The sequence below is a fragment of the Streptomyces yunnanensis genome, assembly GCF_029011865.1.
In the GTDB taxonomy this organism is placed as follows: Bacteria; Actinomycetota; Actinomycetes; order Streptomycetales; family Streptomycetaceae; genus Streptomyces; species Streptomyces yunnanensis.
The window spans coordinates 8,275,716-8,298,277 of the sequence record NZ_CP095749.1 but is presented as its reverse complement, the minus strand read 5'-3'; the positions used below and the strand labels follow the sequence as shown (position 1 = coordinate 8,298,277).

Here is a 22,562-nt window from a genome sequence, read left to right as displayed (position 1 = left end):
GCCCCGACCGGCCCGTGAACGGCCCCGTGGGCGCACGGACGCCCGGCCGGGACGGGCGGATCCGGGACCGGGCGGATCAGTCGTGCGTCGGGACGGCGGCCGGGGCATCGGTGCCGTCGGACGGTGCGGGACGGGCCGCGTGGTCGGCGAGGACGCCGGTGCGGTGACGCTGGACGCACCAGTAGTAGGCGAAGCCGCCGACCGCGACCAGGCCGACGAAGAGCACCGCGCCCCAGCGCAGATACCAGTGGTGCGGTGGGGCGGCGTTGTAGACGGCCGCGCGCGGCCAGGCCAGGTTGACGATCATGGCGGCGCCCCAGAGGACGGCGGCGAGGTTGACCGGCAGTCCCCAGCGGCCCAGGCCGAACCGCCCACCGCCGGCCGGCCGCCATCTGCCGCGCAGCCTGGCCACCAGCATGGGCGCGGTGACCAGCAGATACGCCGCGTAGATCATGATGATGCCGATGCTGGTGACGACCGAGAAGATCTGCGGCTGGCGGATGTTGAGGAGCAGGACGGCCAGCGCGAGCACCCCGATGATCACCGCGGGCAGTACCGGGGTCCGAAAGCGCGGGCTGACCCGGGCGAGCCGGGCGGCGAAGGGGAGGTTGGTGTCCCGGGCCATCGCGAAGGCGAGCCGGATGGCCGCGGTGTGCACGGCCAGCGCACAGACCGTGACGGCGATCAGTACGCACCACAGCATCGCCCTGCCGCCGGTCTCGCCGAGCACGTCCAGGACGACGTACTGGAGCCCGTCGGTGGTCAGCCCCTTGCCGTCGAGACTGCTCACGCTCATCAGGGCGAGCAGCAGGACCAGCCCGCCCAGCACGAACGAGGCGATCAGTGCACGCAGGATGGCGCGCGGGGCGTTGCGCGAGGGGTCCAACGACTCCTCGCCGAGCGAGGCGGCGGTGTCGAAGCCGTACATGACGTAGGCGGAGGCGAGCGAGGCGGTGAGGAAGGCACCGACATAACCGAGGTGCTGGCCGGCTCCGGTGTGGTGGGTCTGGAGGAGCACCTCGGGGCCACGGACGATGTGCACCGCGAACAGCACGACGAGGACCACGGTGGCGACCAGTTCGACGAAGACGCCGGCGGTGTTGATCCGGGCCATCAGCTTCACCCCGAAGGCGTTGACCAGGGTGGTGAAGAGGATGAGCGCGGCGGCCAGCAGCACCGCGTTGGTGGCGGTGTCGTAGGTGCCGGTGCCGGTGCCGTCGCCGACGAACTGGAAGGCGGTGGAGATCTGCGGCAGGGTCAGCTGGTAGGCGAGGGCGACCGCGGCCAGCGAGACGATGGAGGCGACCAGCATCATCCAGCCGGCCAGCCAGCCGATGTGCGGATTGCCGAGCTTCTTGGCCCAGTTGTAGACGGAACCGGCGACCGGATGGCGGGCGGCCAGCTCGGCGAAGCAGAGGGCGACCATCAGCTGGCCGACGAAGACCATCGGCCAGGACCACCAGTAGGCCGGACCGCCGTGGCCGTAGCCGAAGTAGAAGAGCTGGAAGGTGCCGGTGAGGATGGAGATGTAGCTGATGCCGGCGGCGAAGGTGTGGAAGTTGCCCAGGGTGCGCTGGAGTTCGGGGCGGTAGCCGAACTCGGCCAAGCCGGTGTCGTCCTCCGGTGGTGCGTCGTCGGATGCGGTCAAGGCCGTCCTCCTCGGTCGAACCGGTTCCGCGCCGTGGGCGCGGTGTTGCGGCCACGCCTGCCCGGGCGGGTCCCGGCGGCCACCTCCATGAGCGAATCAGCCGCGCCCGGCGGCCAGTTGCGCGGCGACCCAGGCGTGGAACCCCCCGATGTGGTGCTCGCTGGGCACCAGGACGCCGCCGTCGCGGTAGGCACGGGAGTCCATACCCGGCTGGGTGCGCTCGCAGGCGTCGAAGTCCTGGACGTTGACCCGGTGGAAGAGCTCGACGGACTTGGCGACGTCGGCCCCGGAGTCGATCACCTCGGGGAGGTACAGCCAGTCGCACTCGACCAGCGTGCGGTCGGCGGCGAGCGGGAACATCCGGTGCAGGATGACGTGGTCGGGGACGAGGTTGATGAAGACCTGCGGGCGGACCGTCACCGCGTAGTACCGGCGGTCCTGGGCGTCGTCGATGCCGGGCAGCCGGCCGAACCCGGCGCTGCCGTCCACCGTGAAGCCCTGCACCTGCTCGGCGAACTCCGCGCCGTGCCCGACGTAGTACTGGGCCGCGAGGCCGTCCGCGAACTCCGGTAGCACCTCGGTGAGTTCGGGGTGGATGGTGGCGCAGTGGTAGCACTCCATGAAGTTCTCGACGATCAGCTTCCAGTTGGCCCGCACGTCGTAGCTGATGCGCCGGCCCAGCGCCAGGGTCTCGGTGCGGTAGCGGTCGATGGCGGCGACGTCGCCCAGCCGCTCGGTGGCCGCGCCCCGCACGGTGTCCTCGAAGGACGGCGGGTCGTCGGCCAGGCAGACCCAGGCGTAGCCGAGCCACTCCCGCAGCGGGACGGGCACCAGGCCGCGCTCGGTGCGGTCGACGTCCGGCATGGTCCGGAGGTTGGGGGCGGCCACCAGCCGGCCGTCGAAGTCGTAGGTCCAGGCGTGGTACGGGCACTGGAGGTTGCGGCGGACCTCGCCGGACTCCTCGGTGCACAGCTGGGCGCCGCGGTGCCGGCAGACGTTGAGGAAGGCGCGGAGCGCCCCGGCGCGGTTGCGGGTGATCAGCACGCTCTCCCGGCCGACCCGGACGGTGCGGAAGGCGCCGGGCCGGGCGAGGTCGGCGCTGCGGACGGCGCAGAACCACAGCCGTTCGAAGATCAGCTCCTGTTCCTGCCGGAAGCCCTCGGGGTCGGTGTAGGAACGGCCGGGGAGAGTCGCGATCAGGCTGGCGGCGGGCTCGGGGACGGTCGGTTGCGCGTCGGCGGACGTGGTCGTCATGGCTGCTCTCCTCAGGCGACCGGGGCGGCGGGCCGGCCGGGGCTCTCCCCGGCGAAGCGGCGGGACGGGGCGAACAGGTCGATGGGGTGCGCGGTGGCGCCGGTGAGCGCGAGGTCGGCGACGATCTCGCCGACGACGGGGACGAACTTGAAGCCGTGGCCGGAGAAGCCGCAGGCGACGGTGACGGTCTCCGGGTGGGCCGGATGGCGGCTGATCACGAAGTGCTCGTCGGGGGTGGTGGAGTACATGCAGGTGGCGGCCTTCAGGAAGCGGCCGGGCAGGGCGGGGATGCGCGGACCGAGCTGATCGGCCATGGCGCGCACCTCGTGGTCGTGGACGGTGCGGTCGATGGTCTCGGGGGTGCAGACGGTGCCGTTGCGGAAGAAGGCGACCTTGGCACCGCCGTCGGGGCCGTCGATGGCCGGGAAGCCGTAGATCTGGACGCCGTGGGCGTCCTCCCAGATGTAGATGGGGTGGCGCGCGGGGACGAAGGGGGCGGTGCCGCCCTGGGGGGCGAACCAGTACATGAGGTGCCGCTCGATGGTGACCGGGACGCCGAGGTCGGCGAGGAGCCGGGGCGCCCAGGCACCGGGGCAGATCACCAACTGGCCGGCGGTGTAGGCGTTCTCGTGGGTGTGGACGCGGACTCCGGCGCCGCCGGGCAGCTCCTCCCAGCGGGTGACCGGCTCCTCGAAGTGCAGCTCGGCGCCGTCCTGGGTGGCGAGCTGGACATGGGCGGCGACGGTGTTCTCGGGGCGGACGAGGCCGGCGCGCGCCTCGTGCAGGGCGACCTCGTCGGGCGCGGGGGTGAGGGTCGGGAAGCGGCGGCGGATCTCCTTCGCGTCGAGCATCTCGTGCGGGAGGTCCCACTGTCGGGCGGAGGTCAGGCTGCCGCGCACGGTGCGACTGTCCGGGCGGCCGACCATCACGCCGCCGCAGAGGGTGGCGATCCGCCGACCGGTGTCGCGCTCCAACTTCTCGTACAGCTCGTAGGCGCGCAGCAGCAGCGGGACGTAGGCGGGGTCCTCGAAGTAGGACTGGCGGGTGATCCGGGAACCGCCGTGGCTGGAGCCCCTGTTGTGCACCGGGCCGAACTTCTCCAGGCCCAGGACCCGGGCGCCGCGGGCGGCGAGGTGGTGGGCGGCGGCGCTGCCCATCCCGCCGAGGCCGAGGACGATGACGTCGTAGGTGGGGGCCATGCGGACGCTCCTTCGTCGTGCGGACACGACCTAGCGGCGGATGCGGGTCATCTGCGGGTCGAAGAGCGGCTCCCGGGCGACGGTCGCGGCGACCTTCTCCCCGAAGTACTCGATGTGGACGGCGGTACCGGGGACCGCGGCGGCGGCCGGCAGCCAGGCGTAGGCGATGCCGCGGCCGACGGTGTAGCCGTAGGCGGAGGAGGTGACATAGCCGACCGGGGCGCCGTCGAGGAGGACGGGTTCCTTGCCGAGGACGTTGGCGGCCGGATCGTCGAGGGTCAGACAGGTGAGCTTGCGGGCGACGGTCTCCTCGTCGAGGCCCGCCAGGGCGGCCCGACCGAGGAACGCGCCCTTGGCGGGGCGGACGGCGAAGGCGAGTCCGGCCTCGTACGGATTGTGCTCGGTGGTCATGTCGTGGCCCCAGGAGCGGTAGCCCTTCTCCAGGCGGAGGCTGTTGAAGGCGCTGCGGCCGGCGGCGATCACACCGAGCTCCCGGCCGGCCTCCCAGAGCGTGTCCCAGAGGCGGAGTCCCAGGTCGGCGGTGGTGTAGAGCTCCCAGCCGAGCTCGCCGACGTAGCTCAGGCGCAGGGCGGTGACCGGGACATGGCCGAGATGGGTCCGCCTGGCCCTGAAGTAGCCGAAGGCCGCGGCCGAGAAGTCGTCCCGGGTCAGCGGCTGGACGAGGTCCCGGGCGAGCGGGCCCCAGACGCCGATGCAGCAGGTCCCTGAGGTGATGTCCCGTACATGCACGTCGTGGGGCGCGTGCCGCAGGAGCCAGTCGAGGTCGGCGCCGCTGTTGGCGCCGACCTGGAAGCGGTCGGCGGCGAGCCGGGCCACGGTGAGGTCGGAACGGATGCCGCCGGCCTCGTCGAGCAGCAGGGTGTAGGTCACCGCGCCGGGCTTCTTGTCGAGTTGATTGGTCGTCATGCGCTGGAGGAAGTCCAGCGCCCCGGGCCCCGTGACCTCCAGGCGGCGCAGCGGGGTCATGTCGTAGAGGGCGACCCGCTCGCGGGTGACGGCGGCCTCGGCGGCGGCGATCGGCGACCAGTAGCGGGCCGACCAGGCGTCCCGTTCGGGGAGCCGGATCCCTTCGGCGAGCGGGGCGTTGGCCTCGTACCAGTGCGGGCGCTCCCAGCCGCCGGCCTCCAGGAAGTACGCGCCGAGCTCCTGTTGGCGCGGATAGAAGGGGCTGGTGCGCAAGGGGCGGGGGCGCTCGACGGGTTGGAGGGGGTGGACGACGTCGTAGACCTCGATGAAGCTCTGGGCGCCGCGCTCCTCTATATAGGCGGGCGAGCGCTGGGCGTCCTCGAAGCGGGTGAGGTCGCATTCGTGGATGTCGGTGGCGGGGTGTCCGTCGGTCATCCATTGGGCGACGGCCCGGGCGACGCCGGCGGAATGGGTGACCCAGACCGCCTCGGCGAGCCAGAAGCCGCGCAGGGTGCGGGATTCGCCGAGGACCGGCATCCCGTCGGGGGTGAAGGAGAAGACGCCGTTGAAGCCGTCGGCGATCCGCGACCGACCGAGGGCGGGCAGCAGCTCGACGCTGTCCCGCCAGCTGGGCGCGAAGTCCTCCTCGGTGAACGGCAGCGAGGACGGCATCACGGGGGCGTCGTCGTAGGCCGGCACGGTGAACGGGTCGACGGGCATGGGGCGGTGGGCGTAGGAGCCGATGCCGAGTCGGCCCCCGGTCGCACCGAGGTGCTCGCGGAAGTAGAGGTCGCGGTCCTGGAAGCGGAGGATCGGCCGAACGGCCTCCTCCCCCGAGCCCTCGGCTTCCTGCGAGCGGCGGGGACCCCCGTGCGGGGCGTCGGTGCCGGCGAGTTCGGGCAGCGGCGCGGTGGTGGCGTACTGGTGGGCCAGCGGCAGCAGCGGTACGTCCACCCCGGCCAGGGCGCCGATCACCGGCCCCCAGAAGCCGGCGGCGGAGACGACGTGCTCGGCGGGGAAGACGCCCCGGTCGGTGACGACGCCGGTGACGCGGCCGGCCGCCCGCTCGATGCCGGTGACGGTGTGCCGGGCCAGGAAGCGGGCGCCGCGGCGTTCGGCGCGGGCCATCTGGGCGCGGCAGGCGGGCAGGGCGCGGGCCAGTCCGTCGTCGGGGGTGTGGAAGCCGCCGTGGAGCATGCTCGCGTCGAGCATCGGCCAGAGCTTCTTGCACTGCTGGGGGTCGAGCAGTTCGCCGCGGACGCCCCAGGAGGCGGCGAGGCCGGCCTTGCGGTGGAGGTCGGCCCACCGGGCCTCGGTGGTGGCGACCTCCAGGCCGCCGACGGGGATGAAGCAGGGCCGTCCGTCCACGTCGAGGGAGCCGAGCTTCCGGACGGTGTAGGCGGCGAACTCGGTCATGGTCTTGGAGGGTCCGGTCTGGAAGACCAGGCCGGGGGCGTGCGAGGTGGAGCCGCCGGGGGCGGGCAGCGGGCCCTGGTCCAGGACGGTGACCCGGCGCCAGCCGCGGGCGGTGAGTTCGTCGGCGAGCGAGCAGCCGACGATGCCGGCTCCGATGATGACGACGGGGGCGTCCACGGGGTCGCGCAGCGGGCCGGTCACAGGACCACCACCGAGCGCAGCACCCGGCCGTCCCGCATCTTGTCGAAGGCGGCCTCCACGCCGTCCAGGCCGATGGTCTCGGTGACGAATCCGCCGAGGTCGAGCCGGCCGCTGAGGTAGCGGTCGATCAGGACGGGGAAGTCGCGGCTGGGCAGGCAGTCGCCGTACCAGGAGGACTTCAGCGCGCCGCCGCGCGAGAAGAGGTCGATCAGCGGCAGTTCGATCGTCATGTCGGGTTCGGGCACCCCGACCTGGACCAGGGTGCCGGCGAGGTCCCGCATGTAGAAGCCCTGGCGGTAGGTCTCGGGGCGGCCGACGGCGTCGATGACCACGTCCGCGCCGTGCCCGTCCGTCAGTTCCCGGACCGCCTCGACCGGGTCGGTGCGGCGGGAGTTGACGGTGTGGGTGGCGCCGAAGCGGGTCGCGCCGTCCAGTTTGTGCTCGTCGATGTCGACGGCGATGACCCGGCGGGCCCCGGCGATCGAGGCGCCCGCCACGGCGGCGCTGCCGACGCCGCCGCAGCCGATGACGGCGACCGTGTCGCCGCTGCCGACCGCCCCGGTGTGGACGGCGGCGCCGTAGCCGGCCATCACCCCGCAGCCGATCAGGCCGGCCGCCTCGGGGCGCGCCGACGGGTCCACCTTGATCGCCTGTCCGGCGGCGACCAGGGTCTTCTCGGCGAACGCGCCGATGCCGAGGGCAGGGCTGAGCGGGGTGCCGTCCAGGAGGGTCATCGGCCGGGCGGCGTTGCGGGAGTCGAAGCAGTACCAGGGTCGGCCGCGCCGGCAGGAGCGGCACTGTCCGCACGGGGCCCGCCAGGCGAGCACCACGAAGTCGCCGGGCGCGAGGTCGGTGACGCCCTCGCCCACGGTCTCGACGATCCCGGCCGCCTCGTGGCCGAGCAGGAAAGGGAACGCGTCGTCGACGGCGCCCTCGCGGTAGTGCAGGTCGGTGTGGCAGACCCCGCACGCCTGGACATCGACGAGCACTTCTCCCGGGCCGGGATCGGGCACCACAATCATCTGCGGACCGACGGGTGCGCCCTTCTTCGCCGCGACGACGGCATGGACTTGGTGTGGCATGCCTAACCCCTCAGTGTTGCGCACTGCACGACTGGTTGCGCGATGAGAGACATAGTGGGAACGGCGTATCGGCAGCGTCAAGAGGTACGTGCTAGCCGTTTGTCAACGACCGGTTACGCATGCGGACGCGCAGCGCGCCGGCCGCGCACGCCCCGCGCACGCGAAAGCGGGGCCGGGTCGCGCGACCCGGCCCCGCTCCGGACGGCCGCCGACAGGCCGTCAACGGGCGGTCAACGGGCGCCGCGCCCGCACCGCCCGGAACCGGTCAACAGGCGTACCCCATCCGCCGGGAGAGCTCCACACCGGCGGCGACGGTGCGCTTGACCACCTCCGGCAGCCGCTCCGCGTCCAACCGGTAGGCGGGCACCGAGACGCTGATCGCGCCGATGACCGAGCCGTCGTGCGCCCGCACCGGCGCCGCGACCGCGCGCAGCCCCAGCTCCAGTTCCTCGACCGCGACCGCGAAGCCCCGCTCGACGACCTCGGCGAGCTGATCGCGCAGCTCGACCGGGGAGGTCACGGTCCGCTCGGTCAGCCGCGGCAACTTCCGTGCCAGCACGGCCTCCTGGACCGGCGTCGGCTGGTACGCGAGCAGCGCCTTGCCGCTGGACGTGGCGTGCAGCGGCGTCCGGCGGCCGAGCCAGTTCTGGGCGGTGACCGACGCCGGGCCACGGGCCTGCATGATGTTGACCGCGGCGTCGCTCTCCATGACCGCGATGTTGACCGTCTCGCCCAGCTCGTCGGCGAGCGTACGGCAGACCACCGCGCCCTCCTGGGAGATGTCCAGCCGCACGGCCGCGGCCCCGGCCAGCCGCAACACCCCCGCGCCGAGGTAGTACTTGCCGCGCTCCTGCTCCTGGGCGACCAGTCCGCGGTTCTCCAGCACGCCCAGCAGCCGGAACGCGGTCGACTTGTGCACGCCCAGCTCGTCGGCGATCTCGGTCACCCCGGCCTCGCCGAGTCTGGCCAGGATCTCCAGCACGGTCACCGCCCGGTCCACCGACTGCACCGCGCTCGCCGCGCCTCTGGGTGGCTTTCCCGCCACCGCCCTGCGCGGCTTCCCGTCCGGCCTGCCCGCCGGCTGATTCTCCGCCCGCGCCTCCGACTTAGCCGTTTTCGTCATAGGTCCGTGTCACCACCCAGCTCGCTGCCACCATCCAGCGGCCCGATCGGGCCGACATTCCCGGGGACCGCTTGACGCGCCCGGCCCTCGACTGGATTCTGTTGCGCATAACGCTCTGTCGTGCGGATTGCGAAACTCGATAGTACCGAACAGTAATAGGGGGGCCCAGTGATTCCCGTCTGCCACCTCGCTGACCTGCCCGCCGGCGAGTCCGTTCGCCTCGACACCACGCCTCCGATCGCCGTCTTCAACGCCGACGGAGAGCTGTACGCCATCGACGACACCTGCACCCACCAGGACGCCTCACTCGCGGACGGCTGGCTGGAGGGGTGTCTGGTCGAATGCCCGCTGCACGCCGCTTCATTCGATCTCCGCACCGGCGCACCGACCTGCCTGCCCGCCCGCCGCCCCGTCCGCACCCACCCCGTGACGGTCGAGGACGGCATGGTCTACGTCCACCGCACGGCCGAGGAGGACACCGCCGCATGAAGTCGGTCACCGTCATCGGAGCCTCGCTGGCCGGGCTGTACGCCGCACGGGCGCTGCGCGCCCAGGGCTACGACGGCCGCCTGACGATCGTCGGGGCGGAGCCGCACCGCCCGTACGACCGCCCGCCGCTGTCCAAGGAGTTCCTCACCGCGCCGGCCACCGCGGAAGGCGACGCGGACCCGGCCACCGAAGGGCCGCTCGCCCTCACCGACGCCGAAGAGCTCGCCGGACTCGACGCGGAGTGGCTCCTGGGCACCCGCGCCACCGCCCTCGACACCCGCCACCGTGCCGTCCGCCTCGACACCGGACGCACCCTCACCACCGACGGCATCGTGCTCGCCACCGGCGCCGCACCGCGCCGCCTGCCCGGGCCCGCACCGGACGGCTCGCACACCCTGCGCACCCTCGACGACGCCCGGGCCCTGCGCGCCGACCTGGCCCGCGGCGGCCCGACCCGGGTCGTGGTGATCGGCGGCGGCTTCATCGGCGCCGAGGTCGCCGCGTCCTGCGCCGCCCTCGGCCACCAGGTCGCCGTCGCCGAGGCCGCGCCCCTGCCCCTCGTCCCCCAACTCGGGGAATCCATGGCCGAGTTGTGCGCCCGGCTGCACGGCGACCACGGCGTCGCGCTGCTCACCGGCACCGGCGTCCGGGGGCTGCGGGCGGGCGCCGACGGCCGGGTCACGGCGGTCGAGCTCGCCGACGGCCGGCTGCTCTCCGCCGACGTCGTCGTCACCGGCATCGGCGTGCGCCCCGCCACCGACTGGCTCGAAGGCTCCGGCCTGCCGCTCGGCGACGGCGTCCGCTGCGACGCCGGCTGCGTCACCCCGATCCCCGCCATCGTGGCCGCCGGCGACGTCGCCCACGTGGCCGGCGCCCGCGCCGAACACTGGACCAGCGCCACCGAACAGGCCGCCACCGCCGTCCACAACCTCCTCGCCGGCCGCACCGCCCGCACCCACCGCGCACTCCCCTACTTCTGGTCCGACCAGTACGGCGTCCGCATCCAGTTCGCCGGCCACCGCCGGCCCGGCGACGTGCCCCGCATCGTCGAGGGCTCCCCGGACGACCGCAGCTTCCTCGCCCGCTACGAACGCGACGGCCGCACCACCGCCCTGCTCGCCCTCAACCGCCCCCGCCCCTTCGCGCGCCTGCGCCGCGAACTCGCCCGGGCCACCCAACCCGCCCCCACGGGCTGACGGCCCGAACAGCCCCCTCCCACCGTCCGTACGAAACCACCACCCGACACCGGCTCGGCGGAAGCGCGTACGTACTGCCGGCGGGCGGCGCGGAGGCTGCTGCTCGGCGGCCCGGTCGTGGTCTCCCTGTCCCCGCGGATAATTCGGCGGAACGGCGGGGCGGCGGCGGACATAATCGGCACCATGACCGCGAGCGACTCCCCCACCGCCCCCACCCGGATCACCCCGCAAGGCCCCTGGCTGGCGCCCGGAGTTGTGGTGATCACCGGCATCCAGGCCGCCGGCAAGTCCACCGTGGCGCAGGCCCTCGCCGAGCGGCTGCCCCGGGCGGTGCATCTGCGCGGCGACGGCTTCCGGCGCAACATCGTCCGCGGCCAGGTCGGCATGACCCCCGACGTGGGGGAGGAGGCCCTCGCCCAACTGCGGTTGCGCCACCGGCTGACGGCCTCCTGCGCGGACGAGTACGCCCGGGCCGGCTTCACCGTCGTCGTCCAGGACATCCTCCTCGGCGAGCATCTCGCGCAGCTGGTCGCCGACATCGTGACCCGTCCGCTCGCCGTCGTCGCCCTGCTGCCCGACCCGGAGGCGGTCGCGGCCCGCGAGGCGGGTCGGCCCAAGACCGCGTACGGGCCGGACTGGAGCGTGCGGGACCTGGACGTGCTGCTGCGCGCGGAGACGCCCCGCGACCTCGGGCTGTGGCTGGACACCACCCGGCAGACCGTCGAGGAGACGGTGGACGCCGTCCTCGGCCGGGCGTGGACCGAGGGCGCGGTGGCCTGACGGCCGTGGCCGCGGCCGGTGGGCGGCACCCCCGTGACCTCCCACCGGTCGCGCGGCCGTCACCGCCGTCACCGCCGCGGCAACTGCCGGGCGAAGAAGGACCGCACCCACCCGCGCACCAGCGGCACGGATTCCGCCGGGCCGATCGGGCCCACCAGTGCGCGACGGCCTTCGGCGGCCATCAACCCGGCGGCCTGCAACTGCGGGGCGAGGGCCGCGTAGTCGGTGAACACCCAGTGCGCGCCCCCGGCGATCTCCGCCCGGTGGACCCGGCCGCCCGAGCGCGCCCGCACCGCGGACCAGGAGCGTGCCAGCTCTCCCCGGTGCGGGAAGCCCGCGCTGCCGAGCAGCAGCAGCGGCCGGTCCACTCCGTATCGGGCGACCGGGAACAGCTCCCCCGGCCGACCGGGAGCCGGGCCCGGGTGGTCCAGATAGCCCTCCAGGTCGACCGCGGCGCGGATCCGCGGGTCCTCGAACAGCGCCTGGGCCGCGGCGGTGCCGCCCGCCGAGTGGCCGTAGACGCCCGTCCGCCCCAGGTCCAGTGCCCGGCCGAGGCCCGGCGGCAGCGCCCGCCCCGCCGCGTCCGGGTTGCCGCCGGCGGCCAGCACCGCCAACTGCCCGAGGACGAACCGGATGTCGGCGATCCGGGTTCCGATCATCGTGCGGAACAGGCCGGGGTCGCTGCGGGGGTCGGCTCGGAGCACGGTCGTCCGGACCCGCTCCGGGCGCCCCGGCCGCGTCACCGGGAAGTCCACCTCGCTGGCGTCGCCGGGGTGGTCGAGGGCGACGACCACCGCGCCGTGGCTGGCGAGTTCCTCCGCCAGGCCGGTGCCCAGGGTGCGCGGGTCGCCACCGCCCGGGGAGTAGAGGATCACCGGCCCCGGTACCTCCCGCGCGGGCGCATCGAGGTGCGCGTGCGTCGTGGTAGCCGCCCAGTTCACGCCACTCGTCGGCAGGTGGTGCACGGTGACGTCGATCTGCGCGAAGAGCGCCGCGGCGGCCTCGGTCATCTGCCGGGCCACCGGGCGGCCGGGCACGGCCCGGGCGGGGTAGACGACGGTGAGCATCAGCTCCCGCACCCCGATTCCGGGCTCCCAGGGGTCGGACCGGTCCGGATCGACCAGATAGAGCGTGGTGGCGCCGATCGGGTGCGGCCCGCTCGGCGCCGGCAAACGGGGCGTCACCCACGCCCGGGTCCGCTCCCGCTCCGACTGCCCTGCCCGGGCGGTACCCACGGCACCGCCTCCGAGCAGCGCCCCGGCCGCCAGCATCACCGCCGACCTGGTGACGGTCCGCCGCGCCACCCCTCCCCCACCGGCATCCGCGCGCTCCTCGCCCCTCCGTACCGACATCGCTCCCCGCACTCCTCTCCGCCGGGGCCCCTCCGGCCCCCGTCGCCAACTCGGCCCGGCCGCACCGCACTTGTCGCCCCGTGGCGCTGCGGGAGCCCGGCCGTCACCGGCATCCTGGCGCCGGGGCCGCAGAGCGGCGATCGTTTAGGGTCTGGCCGAAAGGGTGGCGTCACCGGCGGCGGGGCGTCGGGCGGCAGGGGGCGCGATGATCCGGATCCACTTCACGGCCGCGGACTTCGCCCGGGTCCGCTTCGCGCCCCGACCGGCCCCGCTCCAGGAACTCAACGTGGCGCTCGGCACGATGTGCCGTCGCGACGCCGCGCCGCTCTTCGGGCGCTGGCGGCAGCGGACGCTGCGCGCCCTGCCGCCGGCCGCCGAGCCCTTCGGGGACCTGGTCCCCGGTCTGCGGGCCCCGCGCTTCCTCGACCAGTTCGGCGACGACCTCGCGGAGGGGTTGGAGTCCGTCCGGGCCACCGGGCCCGAGGTGGTCCGTGCCGAGATCGAGCGGGTCTACGCCGGGCAGCGGACGCCGGCCCCGCGCTGGGTCCATGGCCTGCACCGGGGTGACGCCGACGCCTGGCGGCTGCTCAGCCGGGCCCGAGGTGCCGCCTTCGACGCGGTCCTGCGTCCCGTCTGGCCACTGATCCAGGACCTGCACCACGCGGAGTTCACCCGTCACGCCCTGACCGTCGCCGAGCACGGGCTCGGCGCGACGCTGAGCACTCTCACCCCGGATGCCCGACTGCACCACGACGTCTGGGAGTTCACGTCCACCGCCGCGCACCGCGAGATCGAGCTGCGGGGCCGCGGGGTGGTCCTCGTCCCCACCTTCCACCGGACCGGCCCGCCGCTCCTCGCGGAGCTGCCCGGCCACCCGCTGTATGTGACCTATCCGGCCGGGCCGGGGCTTCCCCTGCCGCCGTCCCCGGCCGGCGGCGCCGACGAGGCGCTGGCCGCGGTGCTGGGCCGGACCCGTCTGGACCTCCTGCTGGTCCTGGCGGAGGAGCACACCACCGGGGCGCTCGCCCGCCGGCTGTGCGTCAGCAACGCCACGGTCTCGGCCCACACCGCGGCGCTGCGGGGCGCCGGCCTGATCACCACGGAGCGGGCCGGCCGGGCGGTGCTGCACCGCCGGACGCCGCTGGGAACCCTGCTCGTCCAGCGCGGCCGGCCGGCGGGCCCGCCGCCGGTGTAGCAGTGGCCGCGGACGGCCCGGGGGCGACGTCGTCCGCGGCCACCGGCCCGTCAGCGCAGGGCCGTCACATTGGTGGCCTTCGCGCCGTGCACATCGAAGACGACCTGCTGGCCGACGTCGGTGGTCTGCGTCTCCATCCCCGAGAACGGGAGCCGCTCGCCGTGCTCGTCGGCGATGATGCCCACACAGTCGCTCTTGTTGAACAGGACGATGGTTCCCTGCGGCATCGCTTCCTCCGTGGACGGACAGATCCCGGCGGCGGGCCACTCCCGCCGACTGCGGTGGGTAGGAAACCTATTACGGAACGTGGGCCGAGGGGGAAGGGTCCGACGACCCCTTGGCCATACTTGACCGAAAGTCAGCCCTGCGCGCTTCGCGTTCGCGATCAGGCAAACGACATCCGGGACGCCCGTACCGAACCGGGCCCGGACCGCCGGCGCGGCGGTCCGGGCCCGTTCCCTCAGCCGCGGGCGCCCTCGACGGCCCCGCACAGCTCGTCCTGGTGTCGGCGGACGGCCTCCGCCGCCCAGTCGCACATCGTCAGCCGGGGCAGCGTCCCGGCGTCGAACCAGTGCAGCATCACCCCTTCGGTGAGCGGCAGCGCGGCCGCGTCACCGTTCCAGTGCCCGAGGAAGACCTGGATGTGCCCGCGCAGGACGCCGTCCGGTCCCGAGCGGCGCAGCAGCACGAACGGCGCCAGGTCGGGCACCGCCAACCCGGCCTCCTCGCACAGCTCTCGGGCGATCGCCTCGTGTGCGGTCTCGCCCGGCTCGGGGGCGCCGCCCGGCAGTGACCAGGTGCCGGGGTCGTGGATCTCCTTGTGGGCGTCCCGGAGGTGGAGGAGGTACTGGCCCCGGTCGTTGACCAGCAGTGCCGCGGTGCCGGTGACGACGAGCCGGTCGGCCGGGGCCGGGGCGTCCGCCGGATCGACCGGAGCCAGCGGGACAGCCGGAGCCAGCGGGACGGCCTCCGTGACGATCGGCCCGCCCGCCCCGTTTCGGTGTGTCTCCCGGGTGTGCTGGTAGGCCCACAGGTCCCGGAACAGCCCTGGTTCGGCGACCAGTTCGGGGAAGGTGCCGTGCTGGACGACCCGGCCCTTGTCCAGGACCAGGATGCGGTCGGCCACCGCCACGTTGGTGAGCCGGTGGGTGATCAGGACCACCGCACGGGTCGCCGCGCTCTCCCGCAGACCGGCGAAGATGCGGTGCTCGCCGAGCGGGTCCAGCGCGGAGGTCGGCTCGTCCAGGACGAGCAGTCCGGCCCGGCGGTGGAACGCCCGGGTGAGGGCGATCCGCTGCCACTGCCCGCCGGACAGCTCCTGTCCGCCGAGCCAGTCGCGGGCCAGCACCGTGTCGAGCCCGGCCCGGAGTTCGGCGATCACCTCGTCGGCACCGGACCGCGCACAGGCGTCGCGGACGTCGGCGTCGCCGCCCTCGGTGGGCCGGCCCAGGGTGATGTTCTCCCGGGCGGTGAGCGGCCAACGGGCGTAGTCCTGGGGCACCAGGGCGACCTGCGCCCACATCGCCTGCGGGTCGAGGTCGCCGGTGGGCACGCCGTCCCAGGTGACCGATCCGGTGGTCGGCAGGTACAGCCCGCTCAGCAGCTTGGCCAGGGTGGTCTTGCCGCTGCCGTTGTAGCCGACCAGGGCGATGACCTCGCCGCGCCGCAGGGTGAACGAGACACCGCGCAGCGCGTCCTGGGCCGCCTCCTCGTAGCGGAAGACGAGGTCCTGGACGCGGATCTCCTGCGGGGCGGCGGGCACGACGTCGCCGCGGCGCATCCGGAAGCCGCCGGCCTCCACCAGGAACTCCGACCAGTCGTCCATGTAGAGCCCGGTGCGCATGATGCGGGCGCCCCCGGCGACCAGGCCGCGCAGCGCCGTGCCGACCGCCTGCAGCGCGAACACCGCGGTACCGGCGTGCCCGACGGTCATCCCGCCGGTGGCCAGCAGCCACACCACCGCCGCCCAGACCGCCGTGGAGGCCAGCCCGCCGCAGACCGCGCCCGCCGCGGACATCCGTGCCCCGGTGTCGGCCGCGCGCCGGTCGGCGCGGTTGATCCGTTCGGTGATCTGGCGGTAGCGCCCGATCAGGAAGTCGGCCATGGTGCCAGCCCGTACCTGGTCGGCGGCGTACCGGTCGCAGACGTGCCAGCGCAGGATCGACAGCAGCCGGTAGTCGCCGCCGGCCCGCAGCTTGGCCAGGTACCGCACCCGGGCCGCACCCACCTGGGCCACCGCCTGGGGCAGACTGGCCAGCGCCAACAGCGGCAACAGCGCCGGGTGCAGCGTCGTCAGCACACCCGCGCCGGCCGCCAGCGAGGCGAGCGAGGCGATCAGGTCCTGCCCCTCCCCCACCAGGTCCTGGGCGATCTCGGCGCCGCGGTCGGCGGCCTCCTTGCGGTGGGTGAAGCCGGGCGCGTCATAGGCCGTCAGCTCGACCTCGGTCACCGCCTGGAGCAGCCGGAGTTCGGCCTCCCGGGACATCTGCGGCCCCAGCCTGGACGACAGCCAGACCACCACGATGCCGAGCGCCGCCCGCACCCCGGCGGCGACCGCCAGCAGGACCACCGACGGCCAGGCCCCGAGCAGCCGGCCGTAGATGTCCCCGCCGGTCAGCAGCGCCGTGATCGTCCCGCTGACCGCCAGCAGTCCGAGCGCCTGCAACGCCCCCGAGGCCGCCTGGCAGACCAGCAGTCCCAGGGCCGCCGCGCGGTCGGTGCGCCAGGCCAGGGTGACCGACCGCCGCACCAGTTGCGGCAGTCGGCGCGCCATGTCCACCAGGCGGATCTGCCGCACGGCCCGCTCCCGGCTGCCGGTCCGGTCGACGTACTGGAGCTCCTCCCCGCTCGTCACCCCGCCGGCCACCGCCGCGGGTTTCTCCTTCCGTACCCGGCCGTATCCCCCAACTCGCGTTCTGCGCATCGCTCTTGTTCCCCTTCCACGGTCATCGGCTGGTGCTCGCGGCCGGGCCCGCAGGGCGCGCCGTCCCGGCTCCCGCGGTGTCAACTGCGCGCCGCGCCCGGACAGGCCACCGGAGAGGAATTCGAACGGAACCGGACCGCGCCCGGACACGGGCGCCGGCCCGCCCCGCTCTCTCCGAGGCGGTCGATGGGCACAGGTGCCCTACAGAACGGCCCGCCGCGGACCCCGTAACGGGTAATCCGGGGGCAGACGTTGCACACACGTTCCCCCGCCCGCGGGAAGCCGTGGGAGATCTGACGTCCGGGCGCCGACGACCACTCGAACAGCTCGGGTCACTCCTGCGGGGTATTGCGAGCCGGGCTCGGCGCACGGCTCCCGGGCGGGCGCCGCACCGCCCCCGACCGCGCTCGACGGCACCCCGTCGTCAGGGCGTAGCGAACCCGGCTGGCCTCCTCCCCCATCGCCTCCGCGGCGTCCTCCACCGAGTAGCCGAGCACCTCGTGCAGGACGAACGCGTCGTATTCCAGGGCGGGATGGCGGAGCGCCGGCTGCGCACGGTGACGTAACGCGCCCTCCTCCAGGGTGGGGTCCGGGCCCCCGCCGCGCTGCCGTATGCGGGTGCTCACCAGGGTCCAGGCGCAGGCGGCCGGGTTGGGCCGGCGGACGATGTCGGCCCAGCGGATGGCGACTTCACCCATGGCCTCGCCCAGGATCCGGGAGGCGGCCGGTTCCGCCGCGTGGGCCAGGGCGTAGTCGAGGTAGCGCCCGCAGTGCAGGGCGTAGAAGGCTTCGAAGGCGGGCGGCAGGGTGACCGCCGGCGGGGCGGCGGGGGCCGCGGACCGCCGGCCCGCCGGGGCCGGCGCACGGGAGGGCAGCGGCGTCATCCGAACGCCTCGGCGCGCGGTGTACGGCGTTCGGACACCAACCCGCAGGTGCGGCGGGCGAGTTGGGTGAGCCGGGCGTGGTCCCAGAGCGGGCGGATGTCGTCCGGGCGGCCGTGCAGGACGCCGACGACCGTGCCGACGGTCTCCCAGTCCGGGACGAGCGAACCGTGCAGCAGGCCGGCGACCTCCCGCTCGTTCAGGGCGTGCCCGCTGGAGAGGCAGATCTGGGTGGGATCCGGGCAGGCCGCGGAGAGATAGAGCCCGCGCAGCGCCGCGTGCAGGCTCCCGGCGCGCGCCGGGCGCCGTCCGTGCGCCGCGTCCCACAGCGGGCGGACGGTCTCCGGGTCGCCACCGCAGGCGTGCACCAGCCGGCGGGTGACCTTCCAGGAGGGGCTGCGCTCGCCGGAGAGGATCCGCGAGATGTACGAGGCGCTCACCCGCGCCTCGTCGGCCAGGACCCGGAGGGTCTTGTCGCTGGCCCGCTGGAGGTGGGACAGCGCCGAGGCGAGCGCGGTGCGGGAGTCCTGGCCCGGCGGTCCGCCGCCCGGCCCGACCGTGCCGCCGCCCGCACCCCCGTCATCGCCTCTTCCCCCGCCTTCGCCGCCGCCCTCGCCCTCCGGGTACGCGCCGCGCTGCGGGACGGTGCGGACGGCGCCGGCCCGACGGCGCTCGCCGTCCGCGCGGGCGGCGGACGGCGGCTCCGGGCGGGCCTGGCAGGGCGGCGGCTCGGCCCGGCCGGCCGGCAGCGCCGCCGGGATCGCGGCGAGGGTGGCCGCACGCCGCTCGCGGCGCTTGGTCATCTTCCGGACGATGCGCTCCGCCGTGTACGACCGGCCGACCTTGTCCACGGTGATGCGCAGGGCCTCGGCGATCGCCGGCCCCTTGTGGCCGCGGTCGCGGGCCTGTTGCACCACGGCGGCGGTGACGTGGTCGAGGTCGCTGGTGAGCTCGACGACCTGCCGGAGCCCGGCGAGGGCGTCGCCGTCGCGTATCTGGGTCCGCAGCACCGCGATCCGGCAGGCCATGTCGTTGGCGACCTGGAGGGCGTCCTCGTCGTGCGACCTGGCCTCCGGTGTCCGCCGCGAGCTGCGGATCTTGCGGGCGGCCCGGCCGCAGGCGTCGCCGCAGTACTTCCGACGCCGCCCCGGGCCGGATCCGCTCTCCACCGTGTTGGGGCAGCCGGCCCTCGCGCAGGGGACCGATCCAGGATCCTTAGGAGTCATCAGCTGTAATCCTTCTGGGGGGATGTGCCACCGTGAACTCGCCGCAGAAATGGGCGATTTGCGGTTTGCCGGCGGGCACCGGAGTCGCGCCCCGCGGGCCGTCGGGCGCCGCGTCGCGACCCCGGCACCGTGCCGGCCGGCCCGCCGTGACACCGGAAGGACCTCCGGCGCCACGGCGGGCCCAGGTCTCGGACCACCGTCCGAGCGCGTCTCACCAGGACCGGGCGGCTGCGCGCCGCTCCGGGTCAGCCGGCGCGTCGGCGCTGGTGGCGGAGACGGGAACGGCAGACGGCGATCAGTCCGGTCAGCGCCACGGCGGACGCCCAACGGGTGTCGGCACCCTGCACCAGGACGTTCCCCAGATACGGAATCGCGAGGAACGCACCGAACGGTGCGGTGAGTTGGACGTCGCACCGGATGCCCAACCGGGCCGCGGACCGGGTGCCCGCCCGGTCGTTGACCGGGAAGTCACGCCGGCCCCCGGTTTCAACCGGGCCCCCGCGAGGGATGTTAGCTTCGTAGCGCCTCAACTGAGCTGCCCTCGGGCGCCAGCGAGGCGTTCGGTCAGGGGGCATCTGTCCTCCTCGATCGAGCGGGATGCGAATGAGTGGCCCTGGCGCCGGTTCCGAGCCTTGCCAGGGCCACCTCGTGTTCCCGGGACGGTACATCGTCACAGAACCCATCCACCAACGCTACAGTCGGTTATTGGCACGATTGCGGTTGCCGTTGTCTTTCCAGTTGCGAATCCGAATCCCATCGCAACGCCTGTTCGGATGTCGCGCCGCGGAAGGGTCGTTCGCTCTGCTCCCGCGGTTTCCCCCTCGACGCGCCTCCCGGCGACGTAGGGTGAACGGGTGATCGAGACCTGGCAGACCACCGACCCCGGAGTCCTGCGCCTGCCCTCCGGTCGCCTGGTCCGCGGACGCGGCCTGCGCCACCCGCTCCCCGCCGGCCCGACGCCCTCCTACGCCGTCCACCTCCTCGGCAAGCGGCCGCCCGAAGTCCCCTGGGAGGCACGGTGGTTGCTCTGGCCGGACTTCCGACTGCCGCGCCATCGCGCGCAGGCACAGCACGTGCTCCGCGACGCGTGGCAGCGGGCTGCGGGGGAACGCGTCGAGTTCGCCTGCGGCGGCGGGCGCGGTCGGACCGGTACGGCGCTGGCCTGCCTCGCCGTACTCGACGGCGTCCCGGCCGACGAGGCGGTGGAGTTCGTCCGCCGGAACTACGACCGGCACGCCGTGGAAACCCCCTGGCAGAAGCGGTACGTCCGCCGCTTCACGGCATAGCGCCGGACGCCGAACTCCTGCCCTCCGCAAGCCACTTCCGCCGTCCGTACGTCGAGGAGTGCGCTCCGGCGCTCCGGCGAGGGACGTGTCCCTCGGATGACCGGCGTGGTTCGCGGGTGCGAAGTGGGGGCCGCTGTCAGTGGTCGGTGGTATCCCTGAGGATCGGGCGACGCGCGTGCCGACGCCGCGCCGCTCCGGGGCCGAACGGGGCGCGGGGGCCCGGCCGTTCGGCCGAACCCCCGCTGGTCACCGCGTCCCTTCGGGCCGGGTCAGCCCCGGACGCCGTTCACCCACTTCCTGAAGGCGTGGATCTCGGTGTAGATGTCCGGCGTCGTACCGCAGGTCGAACCGACCCCGCGGCTGTCGACGCCGACGATCTCCCAGCGGCCGGCGGCCCACCGCAGCAGCGGGGAACCGGAGTCGCCGTTGCAGGGACCGAGGGTGTTCTCGGGGTTGTCGGCGCACACATCGCCGGCGCGGATGCCCCAGGCGTCGCTCCCGTTCGCCGGGTCCTTGACGCACTTGGGCGTGTCGCCCGGGATGGTCCTGGTGTCGAGTTGCTTGAGCAGCTTCGGCAGCTTGCTGTAGTCGCCGGCGCTCGCCGGGTCGTCGTAGCCCCAGCCGATCTCCCGGACCGGGGTGCCGGCCGCGGTCGCCGTACCCGCCAGTGCGACGGGTCGCTGCGCCACCTTCGTCTTCAGGTGCATCAGCGCCAGGTCGGATCCGGAGCTGCGGTCGTCCGACGCGATGTAGTCGGGGTGGACCTCGATGCGGTCGACACCGGTGAGGGTGCCGCCGGTGGTGCGGTCGTTGGAGCCGATGCGCAGCTGGAACTGCGATACCGGCTTGATCTCGAAGGGCTTGCCGTCCTTGCCCGGCAGGGTCACGCAGTGCGCGGCGGTGATCACCCAGTCGCCGCCGACGAGGCCGCCGCCGCAGCGGTGGCGGGTCGGGTCCTCCGCCCCTCCTCCCTGGATCGAGGCCATGAAGGAGTAGGCCGGTGCCGATCCGCCGCCGATGATCTTCGGCGCGTTGTCGGCGGGCGCGGCGGCCGCCGTCCCCGTAGCAGCCAGTGCCCCGGCGAGGACGGTCGCGGCGAGCGAGGCCGCCGCAAGTCCCGTCCGCTTCATGGCAGATATGGATATGTGTCGACGTTCCACGTATGAACTCCCCGTTCAAACATGCAGACTCAAGTGACCACACTGGCCACTTGAGTCATTTGACACCACTGCAGCAACAACTGACGCATGAACATCGGAAGTTACGAGTGCGGTGCATGTCACGGGGAGCGTCAGGGGCGTGGGGCGGTCCCCGGCATCTGGGCGGCACCACCGGCGCGTACCGCTTCGAGCACGGCCCGGTGGAGCACGTCCACGCCGCCGGGTGGGATCCGGACCGGGCCCCCTTCGAGGTCGTAGCGGTCCTCGGCTCCGGTGTAGTGGATGACGACCTGGGCCGTGCCGTCGCCCCGGTCGGTGGTGGTGACGGTCAGGTCGCCGGTGATGACGCCGACCTGAACCGTCATCGCGCCACCGGGACCGGCGGTGACCCGGTCGGTGAGTGCGTCGGGATCGGAGGTGGTCACGGTGCGCAGGTGTCCAGCATCTCGGTGAGTTTGGCCTTCTCCGGTTCGGTGACGTTGAGGTGGTAGACGTGTTTGACGTCGGTCCAGGCGCGGGCGTAGGTGCACCAGTAGGCGTGCCGGGGCGGGGCCCACTGGTCCGGGGACTGGTCGCCCTTCGACCTGTTGGAGCGGGCCGACACCGCGATCAGCTGGGAGTGGACGAGGTCGTTGGCGAACTTCCGGCGCTCGGGGGTGGTCCATGTGTCGGCACCGGAACGCCAGGCGTTGGCCAGCGGGACGACGTGGTCGATGTCGAGCTGGCGGGCGTTGTGGAAGACCTCCGCGTCGTATTCGCTGAACCACGTCCCCGAAATGGCCCGGCACTCCTCGTCCTGCTTGACGTCCTCGCCGTCCCGGGCGAGGACGACCTCTCGGGTGTCGCATTTCCCGTACTGGTTGATCCAGTGCGGGAATTTCGCGCGGCTGTAGCCCTCCATCGAATGCGGCTTCGCGACGTGCAGTCCGGCGAGTTCGGTGCGCACCTCGCCCACCGGCGGCGGATCGGGGAGTTTCAGCGGAACGGCGTCGAATCCGGTCCCCGCGGGCCGCGACGCGGGGGCGAGGGTGGTCCGCGGATCCGGGGCGGCTGTCGCGGTCGTCGACGCGCTCGGCAGAACTACGGCGACGATCAGGGCTGTTGTGGTGGCGACGCGGCGCCACCATGCGTTGGTCAACACCCGGAGAGCATCACCAGGCGAAACGGTTCGGCATCCCGAAATTCACTCCTTGGTGGGTAAATTCGGGTTCCCGGCATTCCGTT

General features: G+C 73.7%; 20 protein-coding genes. 5 read left to right on the top strand and 15 right to left on the bottom strand.

All coding sequences use genetic code 11. The features are described 5' to 3' along the window. Window positions 1-76: 76 nt before the first annotated feature. The 6 genes from MOV08_RS36290 to MOV08_RS36265 form a co-directional block, all read right to left on the bottom strand. Window positions 77-1,648 (bottom strand): APC family permease, encoded by a 1,572-nt coding sequence (locus tag MOV08_RS36290; RefSeq protein WP_275310436.1) that lies wholly within the window; start codon window positions 1,646-1,648, stop codon window positions 77-79. 96 nt (window positions 1,649-1,744) lie between these two features. After that, a complete protein-coding gene (locus MOV08_RS36285) occupies window positions 1,745-2,902 on the bottom strand; it encodes an aromatic ring-hydroxylating oxygenase subunit alpha (protein WP_275310435.1) in 1,158 nt (385 codons plus the stop codon). A gap of 11 nt (window positions 2,903-2,913) precedes the next feature. Next, the gene (gene solA, locus MOV08_RS36280) at window positions 2,914-4,101 is read right to left on the bottom strand and encodes an N-methyl-L-tryptophan oxidase (protein WP_275310434.1); all 1,188 of its coding nucleotides are present in this window, start codon (window positions 4,099-4,101) and stop codon (window positions 2,914-2,916) included. 30 nt (window positions 4,102-4,131) lie between these two features. Further along, window positions 4,132-6,645 carry a GcvT family protein gene (locus MOV08_RS36275; RefSeq protein ID WP_275310433.1) on the bottom strand — a complete coding sequence of 838 codons (2,514 nt, stop codon included), beginning with the start codon at window positions 6,643-6,645 and terminating at the stop codon, window positions 4,132-4,134. Next, the gene (locus tag MOV08_RS36270) at window positions 6,642-7,727 is read right to left on the bottom strand and encodes an S-(hydroxymethyl)mycothiol dehydrogenase (protein ID WP_039638515.1); all 1,086 of its coding nucleotides are present in this window, start codon (window positions 7,725-7,727) and stop codon (window positions 6,642-6,644) included. Before MOV08_RS36270 ends, MOV08_RS36275 begins: the two co-directional genes overlap by 4 nt. A 265-nt stretch (window positions 7,728-7,992) precedes the next feature. Further along, window positions 7,993-8,736 (bottom strand): IclR family transcriptional regulator, encoded by a 744-nt coding sequence (locus MOV08_RS36265; protein WP_039638514.1) that lies wholly within the window; start codon window positions 8,734-8,736, stop codon window positions 7,993-7,995. A gap of 282 nt (window positions 8,737-9,018) precedes the next feature. On the opposite strand from MOV08_RS36265, the gene MOV08_RS36260 reads away from it, so the two are divergent. The 3 genes from MOV08_RS36260 to MOV08_RS36250 all read left to right on the top strand — a co-directional run bounded on the left by MOV08_RS36260 (window position 9,019) and on the right by MOV08_RS36250 (window position 11,315). Then, the gene (locus MOV08_RS36260; protein WP_039638513.1) at window positions 9,019-9,339 is read left to right on the top strand and encodes a bifunctional 3-phenylpropionate/cinnamic acid dioxygenase ferredoxin subunit; all 321 of its coding nucleotides are present in this window, start codon (window positions 9,019-9,021) and stop codon (window positions 9,337-9,339) included. Further along, window positions 9,336-10,535, top strand: a complete 1,200-nt coding sequence (locus MOV08_RS36255) for an NAD(P)/FAD-dependent oxidoreductase (protein ID WP_275310432.1) — start codon at window positions 9,336-9,338, stop codon at window positions 10,533-10,535. Before MOV08_RS36260 ends, MOV08_RS36255 begins: the two co-directional genes overlap by 4 nt. A 183-nt stretch (window positions 10,536-10,718) precedes the next feature. Then, window positions 10,719-11,315, top strand: a complete 597-nt coding sequence (locus MOV08_RS36250) for an AAA family ATPase (protein ID WP_275310431.1) — start codon at window positions 10,719-10,721, stop codon at window positions 11,313-11,315. A gap of 68 nt (window positions 11,316-11,383) precedes the next feature. Here MOV08_RS36250 and MOV08_RS36245 read toward each other — a convergent pair whose 3' ends face one another. Further along, the gene (locus MOV08_RS36245) at window positions 11,384-12,667 is read right to left on the bottom strand and encodes an alpha/beta hydrolase family protein (RefSeq protein WP_275310430.1); all 1,284 of its coding nucleotides are present in this window, start codon (window positions 12,665-12,667) and stop codon (window positions 11,384-11,386) included. A 205-nt stretch (window positions 12,668-12,872) separates the two neighbouring features. On the opposite strand from MOV08_RS36245, the gene MOV08_RS36240 reads away from it, so the two are divergent. Continuing rightward, entirely contained in the window at window positions 12,873-13,862 is a 990-nt protein-coding gene (locus MOV08_RS36240) for an ArsR/SmtB family transcription factor (RefSeq protein ID WP_275310429.1), read from the top strand. 50 nt (window positions 13,863-13,912) lie between these two features. Here the strand turns inward: MOV08_RS36240 and MOV08_RS36235 are convergent, their stop codons facing one another. The 5 genes from MOV08_RS36235 to MOV08_RS36215 all read right to left on the bottom strand — a co-directional run bounded on the left by MOV08_RS36235 (window position 13,913) and on the right by MOV08_RS36215 (window position 19,317). Beyond that, entirely contained in the window at window positions 13,913-14,089 is a 177-nt protein-coding gene (locus MOV08_RS36235) for a hypothetical protein (protein WP_203232621.1), read from the bottom strand. A gap of 233 nt (window positions 14,090-14,322) precedes the next feature. Continuing rightward, window positions 14,323-16,785 carry an ATP-binding cassette domain-containing protein gene (locus MOV08_RS36230; RefSeq protein WP_275310428.1) on the bottom strand — a complete coding sequence of 821 codons (2,463 nt, stop codon included), beginning with the start codon at window positions 16,783-16,785 and terminating at the stop codon, window positions 14,323-14,325. A 332-nt stretch (window positions 16,786-17,117) separates the two neighbouring features. Beyond that, a complete protein-coding gene (locus MOV08_RS36225) occupies window positions 17,118-17,669 on the bottom strand; it encodes an RNA polymerase sigma factor (protein ID WP_275310427.1) in 552 nt (183 codons plus the stop codon). Beyond that, window positions 17,666-18,892, bottom strand: coding sequence for a helix-turn-helix domain-containing protein (locus MOV08_RS36220; protein ID WP_275310426.1), 1,227 nt, complete (start codon window positions 18,890-18,892; stop codon window positions 17,666-17,668). Before MOV08_RS36220 ends, MOV08_RS36225 begins: the two co-directional genes overlap by 4 nt. 245 nt (window positions 18,893-19,137) lie before the next feature. Then, the gene (locus tag MOV08_RS36215) at window positions 19,138-19,317 is read right to left on the bottom strand and encodes a hypothetical protein (protein WP_039638509.1); all 180 of its coding nucleotides are present in this window, start codon (window positions 19,315-19,317) and stop codon (window positions 19,138-19,140) included. A gap of 429 nt (window positions 19,318-19,746) precedes the next feature. On the opposite strand from MOV08_RS36215, the gene MOV08_RS36210 reads away from it, so the two are divergent. Beyond that, window positions 19,747-20,178: a protein-tyrosine phosphatase family protein gene (locus MOV08_RS36210; RefSeq protein WP_275310425.1), complete on the top strand. Its 432-nt coding sequence runs from the start codon at window positions 19,747-19,749 to the stop codon at window positions 20,176-20,178. A gap of 269 nt (window positions 20,179-20,447) precedes the next feature. Here MOV08_RS36210 and MOV08_RS36205 read toward each other — a convergent pair whose 3' ends face one another. From MOV08_RS36205 to MOV08_RS36195, 3 genes are all read right to left on the bottom strand, one after another. Continuing rightward, entirely contained in the window at window positions 20,448-21,308 is an 861-nt protein-coding gene (locus MOV08_RS36205; RefSeq protein WP_275310424.1) for a S1 family peptidase, read from the bottom strand. Between the two features lie 161 nt (window positions 21,309-21,469). Then, window positions 21,470-21,763 (bottom strand): hypothetical protein, encoded by a 294-nt coding sequence (locus MOV08_RS36200; protein WP_039638506.1) that lies wholly within the window; start codon window positions 21,761-21,763, stop codon window positions 21,470-21,472. Beyond that, window positions 21,760-22,476 carry an HNH endonuclease family protein gene (locus MOV08_RS36195; RefSeq protein ID WP_420834315.1) on the bottom strand — a complete coding sequence of 239 codons (717 nt, stop codon included), beginning with the start codon at window positions 22,474-22,476 and terminating at the stop codon, window positions 21,760-21,762. The genes MOV08_RS36200 and MOV08_RS36195 overlap by 4 nt, the downstream gene beginning before the upstream one ends. Window positions 22,477-22,562: the final 86 nt, after the last annotated feature.